Source organism: Tenuifilum sp. (genome assembly GCF_037481895.1).
Taxonomy (GTDB): Bacteria; Bacteroidota; Bacteroidia; order Bacteroidales; family Tenuifilaceae; genus Tenuifilum; species Tenuifilum osseticum.
The window spans coordinates 41,546-55,449 of the sequence record NZ_JBBFKU010000010.1 but is presented as its reverse complement, the minus strand read 5'-3'; the positions used below and the strand labels follow the sequence as shown (position 1 = coordinate 55,449).

Genomic DNA, 13,904 nt, shown 5'->3' with positions numbered 1-13,904 from the left:
ATGCAGCGCATAGTAATCATATTAACCCTAACACTTTTCAGCCTAAACTCATTCTCACAGATTGAGCAGCTAAAAAAAACATGCTCTATCAATTTCCCATCGAACTACATAAGCGATGGGCAGGAATACTTTGCAGCCCTTAAACCCGACCAGCGGATTGAGTTTAGAACAACCTTTTATGCCGATAATACTTATAGAATATCGGCCTGCACTAATGCCAAAAAGGGAAAACTGGTTTTTACCGTTTACGATACAGAAAAGAACCTACTGTTTACCAATGAAAGTTTCAACTACTCCCCTTTCTGGGATTTTCGGTTTACATCAACAGTAACCTGCATAATTCAGGTAGATGTTAAAAATCCCCAATTCATTCCTGGCTACGTAATGCTACTAATAGGCTTTAAGCAGTAAATTCCTGTAAACCATGAGCGAGTCGATTCTAAAAGCTCTCATGCAACTTTTTGCAATTATTGCCCGCCCGGTTTCCCTGGACGAGAAGGAGAATAACGATTATGCCGACCGGCGAAAGGTTGTGGAAGAGTTCTTGAGGAATCAGCTTAATATCGACCTGGTTAAAGAGTACCTCAAGGTTTTTGACTACTACTATAACCTTTACCAGGAAAAGCAAAGCGAAAAAAGCAAGTCAAAAAAAAGAACATCTTCCAGCTCGGTTAGGGTTCTTAAAATATGCTCCCAAATAAATGAGGAACTACAGCAACAACAAAAAATTGTTGTACTAATCAGGCTGCTTGAATTTGTAAAACCTGACGAAGGCGAGGTTACTGAACAGGAAATGGCTTTCATAAGCACTGTGGCTGAAACCTTTTACGTTCCTGAGAACGAGTTTCAAAACCTTAAGGATTTTGTGCTCTCTGGTTTCGATTCAGTAATCCCGCACCTGAATATCTTGCTTATAAACGACTCTAAAGAGCCTCCCTATGACGATTTGAGGCACCTTTACGCCGAAGGCCTTCATGAACCCATAAAAATTCTTTTTGTTGAGTCGGCAAATATCTTTTTCCTACGCTACAATGGCTTACACGAGCTTTACCTAAATGGGCACTTGCTGGTTAAGGATAAAATTTTTGTTTTAAATAACGGTTCATCAATCCGAAATTCAAAGATAAAGCCAATATACTTTAGCGATATTGTTGGCCGCTTTGTTCAGGATAAGATTAAAGAGAAAATCGTTTTTGAGGCCATCGATATCGAATACCGATTCAAAAGCGGCAAGATTGGGTTGCACCCCATGTCGTTTGTTCAGGAGAGTGGCCACTTGGTTGGGATAATGGGCGCATCGGGCGCCGGTAAAACCACTCTACTCAACGTTTTGAACGGGAGCGAGAAGCCAACAAAAGGGAGTATCCTAATTAATGGCATTGACATACACAACCAAAAGGAACTGGTTGAAGGACAAATAGGATTTGTTTCGCAGGACGATTTACTGATTGAGGAACTAACCGTTTACCAGAACCTATACTTTAACGCCCGCCTTTGCTTTGATAACTACACCCATGAGCAGCTCGAGGCTGCTGTAAACCAAACCCTACAAAACCTTGGGCTATATGAGATCAAGGATATGCGGGTGGGTTCACCCCTAAACAAAAAGATTAGCGGTGGGCAACGCAAGCGACTTAACATTGCGCTGGAACTCATCAGGGAACCGGCAATCCTTTTCCTCGATGAACCTACCTCAGGATTAAGTTCAAGGGATTCCGAGAACATTCTTGACCTCCTAAAGGAACTAACGCTTAAAGGCAAGCTGGTATTTGTGGTTATCCACCAACCCTCGTCGGAAATTTTCAAGATGTTCGACAGGTTACTTATACTGGATACAGGTGGATACCTTATTTACAATGGCGATCCCATTGAATCCATTATCTACTTCAAATCACGAGTACAGCAGGCCAACTGGAACGAGAGCGAGTGCCCCGTTTGCGGTAACGTAAACCCGGAACAAATTTTCAACATAGTTGAATCGAATGTGCTCGATGAGTACGGAAACCCAACCAGAGCAAGAAAGATAAGCCCTTTTGAGTGGAACGAGTACTTTAAACGATTTGCCCCCGAAAACCCTACCCCTGATACACAACCAAAGTCACTCCCTCAAATTCACTTTAAAATTCCTAACTGGGTTAAACAGCTTCGAATTTTTGTAAAGCGCGACATTTTAAGCAAGCTGGCCAATAGCCAGTATATGATAATTAATATCTTTGAAACGCCTCTACTTGCTTTACTATTAGCCTATATCATAAAGTACTACAACGTTGACGTATCAAATAAGCTTGGCTATACACTCCTAGAAAACAGCAACTTACCGGTTTACCTATTCATGTCAGTTATAGTAGGGATTTTTGTGGGGTTAACCGTAAGCGCTGAGGAGATAATAAAAGATAGAAAGATTCTGAAACGCGAAGCGTTCCTGAACCTGAGCTGGTCGAGCTACCTTATGTCAAAAGTTACCATACTTCTGGGCATATCAGCCTTTCAAGCCCTGATGTTTGTAGCTATTGGCAACAGTATAATGGAAATTAAAGGGATGTACTTTGAGTACTGGCTAGTTCTTTTCAGCACATGGTTCTCAGCAAACATGATGGGGTTAGTAATATCGGATAGCTTTAAAACGGTAGTTACCATATATATTCTTATACCTTTCCTTGTAATACCACAAATAATACTTAGCGGTATCATTGTTAAGTATGAGAAACTAAACCCAACCATCTCCTCGCCAAGTAAAATACCAATTTACGGGGAACTAATAGTATCCCGATGGGCCTATGAAGCCTTGGCAGTATACCAGTTCAAGGAAAACAGATACATGAAGCCGCTTTACCGTTTCGATGAAGCAATGAGCTTATCGGACTACAAGCGTAACTATTGGCTAAAATCAATTCAGAATAAGGTTGATTTCTGTATCCGAAACCTTGACGATAAGGAAAAGAAAGCCGAATTCAAAAATGCTCTGGAGCTCATTAGGAATGAACTAATAAAGGAGATGACCGCCGCAAGAACCTCACGTCTTATTTTTAGCAAGTACACCATGCTAACCCCGGAGGAGGTTAATGCTGATATTCTTAAAGAGCTTAACGATTTTCTTGAGCAACTCCGAAAGCACTACGTTAAGCTGTATAACAAAGCAAGTGCGGAAAAAGATAACTATATTACAAGGTTCCAGAATAGCCAACCCAACGGACAACAACTATTCATAGAGCTAAAAAGGCGTTATCACAACGAAAGTTTAAGTGAGTTTGTACGAAACTCGGGCGAGGTTGAGCGAATCATTGAGTATAAGAATCAACTAATCCAGAAGATAGACCCCATATACCAGTTCCCCGAATCAAAATTTCTACGTGCACACTTTTACGCCCCGGTAAAACCCTTCTTTGGTAACTATTTCGGTACTATTTGGGTTAATGTAATTGTGATTTGGCTATCGAGCATTCTGATGTACTTGGTACTCTACTACCGACTCCTCAAACGCTTACTTGAGTGGCTGGAAAGTTTGGGTGGTGAAACGGAAAGTTGATGAACTTGATATAAAAAAGGGGCAACATAATTTGCCCCTTATTTTTTTATACTAATTACTGATTAATCCACTATCTGAATCATCTTAAAGGGAACTTTGATGATTGACTCGTAATCCTCCCCAGCTTCAAGCATATCCTCATCATCCTCCTCGTAGTACCAGTTAATAATTACATCTTTCTGGTTTTTCTTAAGAACCTCAAGCTTTTTAAAAACATCAAGAATACACTTTGATGAGGAAGTGTTGAAATACTCCAACTGAACGTTAACAACCGTATTAGGCTGGGGATTTTTTATGTATTCATCGAGCCATTCCACAACAGGACGATAGAATTCAATTGAATTCTCAGGGATTGATCGACCCTTTATTTCAATTACTCCGGTACTGGGGTTAAGTATAACGGTCGGAGTTTTTGGCGTTCCCTCAATGTTCAGTAATTCCATAATATTGTAGTTTTAATTATTCACTTACTAATACACTTAAATTAAAAAAAGAGTACTCATCGTTATATGGAGTAAACTCGTAATTCAGCTTGTTACCCGTTTTCCTGGCAATATCAATAAGGCCTAACCCCCCACCACCTTTTTCAGAAAACGTCTGATTATTCAGAACAAATTTATAAAATTCTTTCAACTCATCCTTTGAAAGAGAATTAATCTTGTCAATTTTTTCTTTAAGGATATTACTTTTATCGTTACGTACAAGGTTACCGGTGGCAATTCTATACCCATCATTGGTTTTGGAAAGGATAAAAGCACCCATTTTGGGCTCATTCTCTGAGAGCGTTACTTTATCAACATGATGAAAGAGATTTTGGAGGCACTCCACCATCACATTGTAAAGTTTTTTCCGAACCAAGTTTTCAACCATCTCGTGCGAAAGTTTTGCTTCTACCAATCCAAGTGTATCGGCAATGATATTTGCATTAATCTCACCCTTATAGGCTACAATTACATCGCCACTATGCATTTTGGCATAGCATTTTGAAATAAAATCGCTCATCGAATGGTTTGTACTTGATTCAAGCAACACCTATGTAATTTATATTTAAACAAATATAATAAAATTTTAATTGATAAATGCAAGAAAGTACGCACGATTTTTAAACAAAAAAAGCCGTATTTAAATACGGCTTAGCTCTGCTTTGATTTTAAACTTCCCTTATACATTGAAAATCGCTGGTACTTACACTCCAAAGCTCCATTGAGTAAGTTGATTTTTTTTGAGGGACGAAGTCCAAAACTTCTGAGCGCTTCCTGGTTTGAGCTTATAATCCAAACATCGTACCCTGCATACTTATTCTTAAAAACATCGGAGAGCTGCTTATAGAAATTTTCAATCTGCTCCTTCTTTAGCCTTTCGCCGTAAGGCGGGTTGGTTATTACAATGCCCTTATCAACCCTGGGAGGGTTGTAATCGAAAATTGAGGCCACCCCCAAATCAATCTTTTTATTCAACCCCGACTCTTTGATATTTTCCATGGCCGAGGCAATAGCCTGCTTTGATATATCGCGGCCTAGTATCAGGTACTCAAAATCACGTTCCCTACTATCATCGTTGTAAATGGATTGCAGTAGTTGCTCATCAAAATCGAGCCAGTTCTCAAATCCAAAGTGTTGGCGAAAAATACCCGGAGCAATACCATAGGCAATTAGTGCTGCTTCAATCAGAATGGTGCCTGAACCACACATGGGGTCAATAAACACGGAATCGCCATTCCACCCCGATAGCTTGATAAGCCCTGCTGCAAGAACCTCGTTAATTGGAGCAACATCCTGTGCTACCCTATACCCTCGCCTGTGTAGCGACTCGCCCGATGAATCGAGCGATACGGTACAAACATCGTTATTCACATGGATATGAAAGGTGATGTGAGGTTTTTTGGGGTCGACAAAAGGACGCTTGCCAAACCTATCGCGGAACTGGTCGGCAATTGCATCTTTCAGCTTTAAAGCAATGTACCGTGAATGTGGGAATAACTCCGAGTTCACAACGCTCTCCACTGCAAATTTGTGGGAAAGCTCCATTACTGAAGTCCAATCGAACTTGCGGGCATTCCCATAGAACTCATCGATTGTACGGGCGTTGAAAACATAAATGGGTTTTAAAACTCGCAGAGCGGTTCTTAGCCAAAAATTTGATTTATAGAGAGTTTCCTTGGTTCCGTAATAGGAAACCGAACGGCAACCAACCTCAATGTTTTCAGCTCCAATTTCCTTTAGCTCTTCGGCCAATACTTCTTCCAAACCCTGAAGGGTTTTGGCTACCATTTGAAATTTCTCGCTCATGATTACTAAGCTATCTACTTCTTGGGTTTTGCTTTTGTTACCAAAGGTTTACCATCCTGGGTTCTGTTTGAGAATGCTGAGAGAATTTTCTCGGCATCAGTAAACGGTACTGTGATGAACGAAAAGTCATCGCGAACAAGTATATCGTCGATATTCCTATCGGGTATTTTCACCTCTTTACGAATAAACTCTGAAATCTTTTTGGGAGTCATACCATCCTTTTTGCCAAGTCCAATGAACAAGCGTGTTGTTCCCTTGGTATCGACACGGAAGGTTCTAATTTCAGTGTAACTCGATACATCGAGCTGGCTTTTGAAGGCAAGCTTTAGCAGGGCTGCCAGGGCTACCTCTGGACTGTTGGTCTCAATAAGATCATCGGCCATTCCAAGGTAATCCATATAGTTGCCCTGGTTTATAATCTCAACTAACTCCTCTTTAATCTTTTCGCGCTTAACAGCAACAATATCCTCAGCCGTTGGAAGCAACTCTTTACGAATATTAACCTTTGTGGCTTTCTGGAAATAGTTCAGCTTTCGATATTCCTCGGGCGAAACAAATGTAATGGCTGTTCCCTGCTTTCCGGCACGTCCTGTACGCCCTATACGGTGAATGTACGATTCGGGATCCTGTGGAAGGCTGTAGTTAATCACATGGGTTAAATCAACAATGTCGATACCCCGTGCAGCCACATCGGTAGCAATAAGAATATTTATATGCTTTTTACGAAAACGGCTTAAGGTTTTTTCCCGCTGTGCCTGCGAAATTTCACCATGTAATCCCTCAGCAGCATAACCACGTTCAATTAGCTTTCCGGTAACTACATCCACATCGTTGCGGGTACGACAGAAGACCAGTCCGTAAAATTCGGGCTCAATATCAATAATCCGGGTTAGGGCATCAAACTTATCGCCTTCGCGCACCTCAAAGTAAATCTGATCCGTTAAGCCAGTGGTGGGTTTTGCCTTGTCAACCTCAAGCCTCTTGGGCTCCTTCATGTAGTTTTTAGCCAGCTTCACAATACGATCGGGCATTGTAGCCGAGAAAAGTAGCACCCTTTTCTCCTTGGGAGTGTGACGCATAATCTCCTCAATATCCTCAATGAAACCCATGTTAAGCATTTCATCGGCCTCATCGAGAACAAATATCTGGAGCTGACTAAAGTCGAGATCGCCACGGTTGATCAAGTCGAGAATGCGACCGGGTGTGCCAACCACCACATCTACACCTTTTTTTATACGGCGCTGTTGCTCCGAGATTGATTGCCCACCGTAAACTGCGGTAATAATAATTCGCTTATCGGCCAGCGATAGCATCTCGTCGCAAACCTGAAGTGCGAGCTCGCGGGTTGGCACAAGGACTAATGCCTTAATTCCCTTAGGTTGACCATCGAGTAAATCGATTATTGGTAAGCCAAAGGCTGCTGTTTTACCAGTACCTGTTTGAGCTTGGGCTATTATATCGCAGCTTTCACTCAGCAATACCGGAATGGTTATTTTCTGGATAGGCGATGGTTGCTCAAAACCCTTTTTCTTAATTGCTAGAAGGGCTTTTTCCGATAAACCCAACTGCCTGAATTCATTATTTATCTCCATAACATAATTAATTGGTCAAAAAACGACCTGTGAAAAGTATTAAAACACTTAAAATTTAAAAAAAAACTGAAAAATTATTGTACTAAATGCTTATATCGAGTCCAATTGTTAATCACCTCAAGGCTTTTAATGAACGATTCGTTGTGTTCATTGGTAACCTGATAGTAAAAACCTGAACCAAAAAGCGATTGGGCAAACAAACCTTTCAGCTGGAGTTTTAGTTCAGCTTTGGAAGTTTGAATACCAGTGCTATCGCGAGCTATTTGCCGGGATTCGGCATAGGAATAGAGTTCATCCAATATGTTATCGGTAACCTCAAAGTTTTTGTTGTAGACTTCAAACTTCGGGTATTTCTTCTTAAGCAATTCACGGTTAGCATCAACCCAGGTTATAGCAAACTGGTTAATTAAACCTGATCGAACAAGTTTACCGTAGTATTCGGAGTAGTAAGTAGTATCGAGAGGAACAAAAACATCGGGCATTATGCCGCCGCCACCATAAACCACTTTCTTTTTAACCAAAGTGGTGTACTTAAGCGAATCGGGAAAATGGACACTATCCTGATTGAAAAACTCACCTCTACTATACCGTTTATCCAAATCGGAATAGTAATCCTTTACATCACCCATTTTGTATGGTTTCTGGATGGCTCGGCCGGTAGGTGTAAAGTATTTGGCCACGGTTAACCTAATCATGGAACCATCGGGCAAGGGGAGCTGATTCTGGACAAGCCCTTTGCCAAAAGTTCTGCGACCAACAACTATACCACGATCCCAGTCCTGAATTGCACCAGCAAGAATCTCGCTTGCCGAGGCTGAACCCTCGTCGGTTATTATCACAAGCCGGCCCTTAAATGGCTTACGGCCACGGAAATGGGAGAAGTAGTCGGTTCGGGGGCTATTTCGGCCCTGGGTATAAACCACTAGCTTACCGGGTTCAAGAAGGTAGCTTGCCAGCTCGTATGCCGAGTTAAGGAAGCCTCCTCCATTGTTCCTTAAATCGATTATTAAGTCGGCCATTTTCTCCTTCTCAAGTTTCTCAAGAGCCTCAACAAACTCCTGCTCGGTTGTGGCAGCAAATCGATTTATTTTGATATACCCAATACCCGGACGAGCCATGTATGAAGCATCAATACTGTAAATGGGTATTTTATCGCGGATTATGGTAAAATCTAGTAGCTGGGAAACACCCTTACGTAAAATTTTCACATCAACCCTGGTACCTTTGGGCCCACGCAGTAGCTTATGGACATCGGGGATTTTTAACCCAATATTGGTAATTGGCTTCCCGTCAATTTCAACTATCCTGTCACCGGCCATAATACCAACACGTTCCGATGGCCCTCCGGAAATGGGATTAACTACTATTAAGGTATCGTTAAGGATGTTAAACTCAACACCAATACCTTCAAAGTTTCCCTCAAGGGGTTCGTTCATGGCCTGAACATCTTCCTTTGAGATATAGATTGAATGGGGATCGAGCTGTCCCAGAATTTCAATAATGGCATCGTCAACCAGCTGATTTACGTTGATGGTATCAACATAGTTCCCTGATAGGTACTGAATAAAGCGAACAAATTTATATGCGCTAAAGCTAGAATTGTTTTGAGCGCCTGCCGAGTAAAACAGGGCAAAAACTAAAAGAAAAATTGACAATAATTTTTTCATACACAGTAATAAAATTTTACTCCCACTCTATTGTGGCGGGGGGTTTTGAGCTGATATCGTAAACCACTCTATTAATGCCTTTTACCCTATTAATAATCTCGTTTGAGATACGAGCCAGGAATTCGTGAGGGAAATGGAACCAATCAGCGGTCATTCCATCTGTAGAGGTAACAGCACGTAAGGCTACCACAAATTCGTATGTGCGTTCATCGCCCATTACACCCACTGACTGGACGGGAAGTAGAATGGCTCCGGCCTGCCAAATCTTATCGTACAGACCTGCTTCGCGTAATCCTTGTATGTAAATGCTATCGGCCTCCTGCAAGAGTCGTACTTTTTCTGGTGTAACTTCGCCAAGTATTCTAATCCCCAGACCAGGCCCGGGAAAAGGATGGCGATTAAGGATGCCCCCGGGTAAACCCAACTCCTTGCCAACCCTGCGAACCTCATCCTTAAAAAGTAGGCGTAAAGGCTCAATTACCTTTAGGTTCATTTTTTCGGGAAGCCCGCCCACATTATGATGCGATTTTATGGTGGCTGATGGACCATTAACCGATACCGATTCAATTACATCGGGGTAGATAGTTCCCTGACCAAGCCATTTTACATCCTTAATCTTATGCGCTTCCTCGTCAAAAACCTCAATGAAGATTCGCCCAATAATTTTCCGTTTCTGCTCCGGGTCGGAAACGCCCTTTAGCTCACTATAGAATCGTTGACTGGCGTCAACGCCAATTACATTGAGACCCAAATTTTTGTAGGATTCCAACACCTGCGAAAACTCGTTTTTACGAAGTAGTCCATTATCAACAAATATACAGGTCAAATTTGGGCCTACAGCTTTATGCAGCAGCATAGCGGCAACCGATGAGTCCACCCCACCAGAAAGGCCCAGAACAACCTTATCATTACCTAACTGGTTTCTGAGATTCGAGACTGTTTCATCGATAAACGATGCGGGTGTCCAATCCTGGTTGCAGCCACAAATATCAACTACAAAATTTTTGAGTAGCTTTGATCCCTCAACGCTGTGATACACCTCCGGGTGAAACTGAATACCGTAGGTTTGCTCGCCCAACACGCTAAATGCGCCTACTTTTACATCGGCAGTGCTGGCAACAACTTTAAAGTTATCAGGAATTTTTGCTATGGTATCGCCATGCGACATCCAAACCTGCGATTTTGGCGATAGGCTCGTGAAAAGCGGGCAGTTACTATCAACAACCTCCAAAGTAGCCCGGCCGTACTCCCTTATGGCCGATGGTAAAACCTCACCCCCATTGGTATGGGATAGCAGCTGTGCTCCGTAACAAATTCCAAGTAAAGGGTATCTTCCCCTAATATCAGTCAAATCGGGCATTGGAGCATTCCTATCCCTCACGGAAAAAGGGCTTCCGGATAGTATAACCCCCTTAACGGTATTGTCAAGCTTTGGGATTCTGTTAAATGGGTGAATCTCACAGTAAACATTGAACTCTCTAATTCTACGTGCAATTAGCTGGGTATACTGGGAGCCAAAATCGAGTATCAAAATTTTTTGATGCATGGTAATACAAACACTTTGAATTGCAAAGGTAAGAAAATAGAACAAATTATTGGCCGATTTGCTTTTCGGTTTTAATATTTATGATTAAATAGCTCAAATAATTGATTAATAGGTTGATTTTGGTTTAACCGAAAAGGTGAGGCCGTCGTTTACAACTTCTGTTGCTGGGAATATTTCCTGTGCCTCCCTTTGCAAATCCTTTTCATTCTTGTACCGCGATGAGAAGTGCCCAATTAGCAATTTCCCTACGCCTGCCTTTAAGGCAACTGTTGCTGCCTGCTGTGCGGTACTATGACCGGTTAACCGGGCTAATCGTAATTCCGAGTGTAAAAAGGTAGCCTCGTGGTAAAGTAGGTCAACATTTTTCACCAATCCAACTAGCCTTTCGCTGTAAAGCGTATCGGAGCAGTAGGCATAGGACCGGGGTAACGATGAAATATAGGTCAACTCAGCATTTGGAATAACAGTTCCATCGTTTAAAGTATAGTCCGAACCATTTTTTATTTTAACAATCTCTGCGAGTGAAAGGTTGTACTTTGCAATTAGCTCCTTACGTATATTCAGGGGTCGTGGGGCCTCGCGGAACAAATACCCCACCGTTGGAACCCTATGCCGCAAGGGCAAGGTTGTTACAACTACATGCTTATCGGAATAAATTGTTTCAACCTTAAAGGGATCAACAACGTGGTAAATGACCTTAAATGACATTTGGTCAGTAAAGTAGTCGATATTCTTATAGAATATCTCCTCAAAATCGGCTACGCCGTAAACATGTATATCGGACTTGCGCCCTAAAAGATTGAAGGTTGATATTAACCCGAAAATGCCCAGCACATGGTCGCCATGTGAATGGGTAAGAAAGATATGGTTGATGCGGTTCATTGGGAGTTTAAACCTGCGAAGCTGTATTTGGGTTCCCTCGCCGCAATCAATTAAAAACAACCGCTCATGTACATTGAGCACATGAGCGGATGGGAAACGTTTAGATGTAGGTAATGCAGAACTACTACCCAGTATGGTAACTGAAAACGTCACTTTTTAGCTTCGTTTTCGGCTTTCTCAATTATTTGCAATGCCTCATCCTTTGAATAGGCAATATTAAGCACTGTATCGAGTTGCGAAATGGTAATTAAACGTTCAACGGCATCGGTAAGTCCGGTAAGCACAAAAGTTCCACCGGCATTTTTACAGAGCCTGTTTGCAACCAGAATAGCACTTAACCCTGAAGAATCGCAGTATCGACAACTGCTCAGATCGAGTACAATGTTACGCTCACCATTGCCTGAGATTAAAACCAACTCAGATTTTAAACTGGGTGCAATATTGGTATCAAGTTTTTCTTCAAGCACCTCAATCTGGGTGAACTTCTCGAATTTCTGAATTTTGAATTCCATTTCTTTCAGGATTAAATGGTTAAACTTTCGCAACTCAATTATTACTCTTCGCTCTTGGTATCAGATTTTTTCTGATTTGCCTCGAGTTCCGACTTCAGAGCTTGCAGCTCAGAAATATCCCCTAAGGTAGTCTTTTCTATGTTAGAATTCAACTTTTTTACAACTTTTTGTGCGGAAGAGGCCTTAGATTTTTTTTCTGCCTTCTCTTCAACCTTCTTCTCATCCTCAAAAGTACGGCTATGCGAAACGATTATGCGTTTAGCGCTCTTGTTGAATTCCAGAACCTTAAAGGCTAATTTCTCGTCAACCTTAGCAGTTGAACCATCTTCCTTTACCAAATGTTTAGGAGTAGCGAAACCTTCAACACCGTATGGTAAGGCAATTACAGCGCCTTTGTCGAAAATTTCAACTATTGTACCTTCATGAACGGAGTCAACGGTGAAAATGGTCTCAAAAACATCCCATGGGTTTTCCTCAAGCTGTTTGTGACCAAGACTTAAGCGACGGTTTTCCTTGTCGATTTCAAGAACAACCACCTCAATTTCATCGCCAATGTTGGTGAATTCAGCAGGATGCTTAATCTTTTTAGTCCAGCTAAGGTCAGAAATGTGGATTAAGCCATCAACACCTTCCTCTAACTCAACAAACACTCCAAAAGTAGTGAAATTGCGAACTTTTGCCTTGTGCTTTGAGTTAACAGGGTACTTCTCTTCAATGCTTGTCCATGGATCTGGTTTGAGCTGTTTGATACCAAGCGACATCTTGCGCTCTTCACGATCGAGAGTTAGGATAACAGCTTCAACCTCATCGCCTACTTTCAGGAACTCCTGAGCACTGCGTAGGTGCTGACTCCACGACATTTCAGAAACGTGAATTAAACCCTCAACACCAGGGGCAATCTCAACGAATGCACCATAGTCGGCAATAACAACAACTTTACCTTTAACCTTGTCGCCAACTTTAAGGTTTGCATCGAGCGAATCCCAAGGATGAGCAGTGAGCTGCTTGAGACCAAGTGCAATACGTTTCTTATCGTCGTCAAAATCGAGAATTACCACGTTCAGCTTCTGGTCAAGCTGCACAACCTCTTCGGGGTGGTTAACACGGCCCCAGGAAAGGTCAGTGATGTGAATAAGTCCGTCTACGCCGCCAAGGTCGATGAATACACCATAGCTGGTAATATTTTTAACGGTTCCTTCAAGAACCTGACCCTTTTCGAGTTTAGCAATAATATCTTTCTTTTGCTGTTCGAGTTCTTCCTCAATAAGCGCTTTATGCGATACAACAACGTTCTTGTACTCGTGGTTGATTTTTACAACCTTGAACTCCATTACCTTTCCTACAAATACGTCGTAGTCGCGGATAGGTTTAACATCAATTTGTGAACCGGGAAGGAATGCCTCAATACCGAATACATCCACAATCATACCGCCCTTAGTACGGCACTTGATGTAACCCTTAATAATTTCATTTTTGTCAAAGGCCTCATTAACACGTTCCCATGAACGCATTACACGAGCTTTTTTGTGCGAGAGCACAAGCTGACCTTTTTTATCCTCGGAGCTTTCTACATAAACTTCAACCTTGTCGCCAACCTTCAAATCGGGGTTGTAACGGAATTCGTTGATGCTTATTACGCCTTCGGATTTGTAGCCGATGTTTACAAAAACTTCACGTTTTGTAATAGCAACTACAGTACCTTCAACCACCTCATTCTCGGCTACGGTTGATAGGGTTTGATCGTAAACTTTTTCAAGTTCTTTGCGCTGGTTTTGATCGTAGGCATGATCATCTGCGTAAGAAGTCCAATCAAAATCGGGTATTCCAGCACTTTGATTCTTTAAAGCCTCTTTGGCCATTTCGTCATTCATTGTCATTAACTTTCAGATTG

At 41.9% G+C, this 13,904-nt stretch carries 11 protein-coding genes; 2 read left to right on the top strand and 9 right to left on the bottom strand.

From position 1 onward, the window contains the following. The gene (locus WHS63_RS04595; protein WP_369489866.1) at window positions 1-411 is read left to right on the top strand and encodes a hypothetical protein; all 411 of its coding nucleotides are present in this window, start codon (window positions 1-3) and stop codon (window positions 409-411) included. A 13-nt stretch (window positions 412-424) separates the two neighbouring features. Next, window positions 425-3,526, top strand: coding sequence for an ATP-binding cassette domain-containing protein (locus WHS63_RS04590; protein WP_445204089.1), 3,102 nt, complete (start codon window positions 425-427; stop codon window positions 3,524-3,526). A 62-nt stretch (window positions 3,527-3,588) separates the two neighbouring features. Here WHS63_RS04590 and WHS63_RS04585 read toward each other — a convergent pair whose 3' ends face one another. From WHS63_RS04585 to rpsA, 9 genes are all read right to left on the bottom strand, one after another. Next, the gene (locus WHS63_RS04585) at window positions 3,589-3,969 is read right to left on the bottom strand and encodes a DUF1987 domain-containing protein (RefSeq protein ID WP_369489864.1); all 381 of its coding nucleotides are present in this window, start codon (window positions 3,967-3,969) and stop codon (window positions 3,589-3,591) included. A gap of 16 nt (window positions 3,970-3,985) precedes the next feature. Next, complete coding sequence (locus tag WHS63_RS04580; RefSeq protein ID WP_369489863.1) at window positions 3,986-4,528, bottom strand: SiaB family protein kinase; 543 nt, start codon at window positions 4,526-4,528, stop codon at window positions 3,986-3,988. A gap of 131 nt (window positions 4,529-4,659) precedes the next feature. After that, window positions 4,660-5,814, bottom strand: coding sequence for a THUMP domain-containing class I SAM-dependent RNA methyltransferase (locus WHS63_RS04575; protein ID WP_445202200.1), 1,155 nt, complete (start codon window positions 5,812-5,814; stop codon window positions 4,660-4,662). A gap of 14 nt (window positions 5,815-5,828) precedes the next feature. Then, complete coding sequence (locus tag WHS63_RS04570) at window positions 5,829-7,406, bottom strand: DEAD/DEAH box helicase (RefSeq protein ID WP_445200260.1); 1,578 nt, start codon at window positions 7,404-7,406, stop codon at window positions 5,829-5,831. Between the two features lie 74 nt (window positions 7,407-7,480). Next, window positions 7,481-9,073, bottom strand: a complete 1,593-nt coding sequence (locus WHS63_RS04565; RefSeq protein WP_445204088.1) for a S41 family peptidase — start codon at window positions 9,071-9,073, stop codon at window positions 7,481-7,483. 16 nt (window positions 9,074-9,089) lie between these two features. Next, window positions 9,090-10,619 (bottom strand): glutamine-hydrolyzing GMP synthase, encoded by a 1,530-nt coding sequence (gene guaA / locus WHS63_RS04560; protein ID WP_445204087.1) that lies wholly within the window; start codon window positions 10,617-10,619, stop codon window positions 9,090-9,092. 105 nt (window positions 10,620-10,724) lie between these two features. Continuing rightward, window positions 10,725-11,654, bottom strand: coding sequence for a ribonuclease Z (locus WHS63_RS04555; protein ID WP_445204086.1), 930 nt, complete (start codon window positions 11,652-11,654; stop codon window positions 10,725-10,727). Beyond that, window positions 11,651-12,013: an STAS domain-containing protein gene (locus WHS63_RS04550; RefSeq protein WP_445204085.1), complete on the bottom strand. Its 363-nt coding sequence runs from the start codon at window positions 12,011-12,013 to the stop codon at window positions 11,651-11,653. The genes WHS63_RS04555 and WHS63_RS04550 overlap by 4 nt, the downstream gene beginning before the upstream one ends. Window positions 12,014-12,054: 41 nt before the next feature. Further along, window positions 12,055-13,884 (bottom strand): 30S ribosomal protein S1, encoded by a 1,830-nt coding sequence (gene rpsA, locus WHS63_RS04545; protein WP_445204120.1) that lies wholly within the window; start codon window positions 13,882-13,884, stop codon window positions 12,055-12,057. Window positions 13,885-13,904 lie beyond the last annotated feature (20 nt).

Excerpts from the sequence above, each read along its gene's own strand:
- WHS63_RS04595 (WP_369489866.1), top strand. The coding sequence starts at position 1 with ATGCAGCGCATAGTAATCATATTAACCCTAACACTTTTCAGCCTAAAC.
- WHS63_RS04590 (WP_445204089.1), top strand. The coding sequence starts at position 425 with ATGAGCGAGTCGATTCTAAAAGCTCTCATGCAACTTTTTGCAATTATT.
- WHS63_RS04585 (WP_369489864.1), bottom strand. The coding sequence starts at position 3,969 with ATGGAATTACTGAACATTGAGGGAACGCCAAAAACTCCGACCGTTATA.
- WHS63_RS04580 (WP_369489863.1), bottom strand. The coding sequence starts at position 4,528 with ATGAGCGATTTTATTTCAAAATGCTATGCCAAAATGCATAGTGGCGAT.
- WHS63_RS04575 (WP_445202200.1), bottom strand. The coding sequence starts at position 5,814 with ATGAGCGAGAAATTTCAAATGGTAGCCAAAACCCTTCAGGGTTTGGAA.
- WHS63_RS04570 (WP_445200260.1), bottom strand. The coding sequence starts at position 7,406 with ATGGAGATAAATAATGAATTCAGGCAGTTGGGTTTATCGGAAAAAGCC.
- WHS63_RS04565 (WP_445204088.1), bottom strand. The coding sequence starts at position 9,073 with ATGAAAAAATTATTGTCAATTTTTCTTTTAGTTTTTGCCCTGTTTTAC.
- guaA (WP_445204087.1), bottom strand. The coding sequence starts at position 10,619 with ATGCATCAAAAAATTTTGATACTCGATTTTGGCTCCCAGTATACCCAG.
- WHS63_RS04550 (WP_445204085.1), bottom strand. The coding sequence starts at position 12,013 with ATGGAATTCAAAATTCAGAAATTCGAGAAGTTCACCCAGATTGAGGTG.
- rpsA (WP_445204120.1), bottom strand. The coding sequence starts at position 13,884 with ATGAATGACGAAATGGCCAAAGAGGCTTTAAAGAATCAAAGTGCTGGA.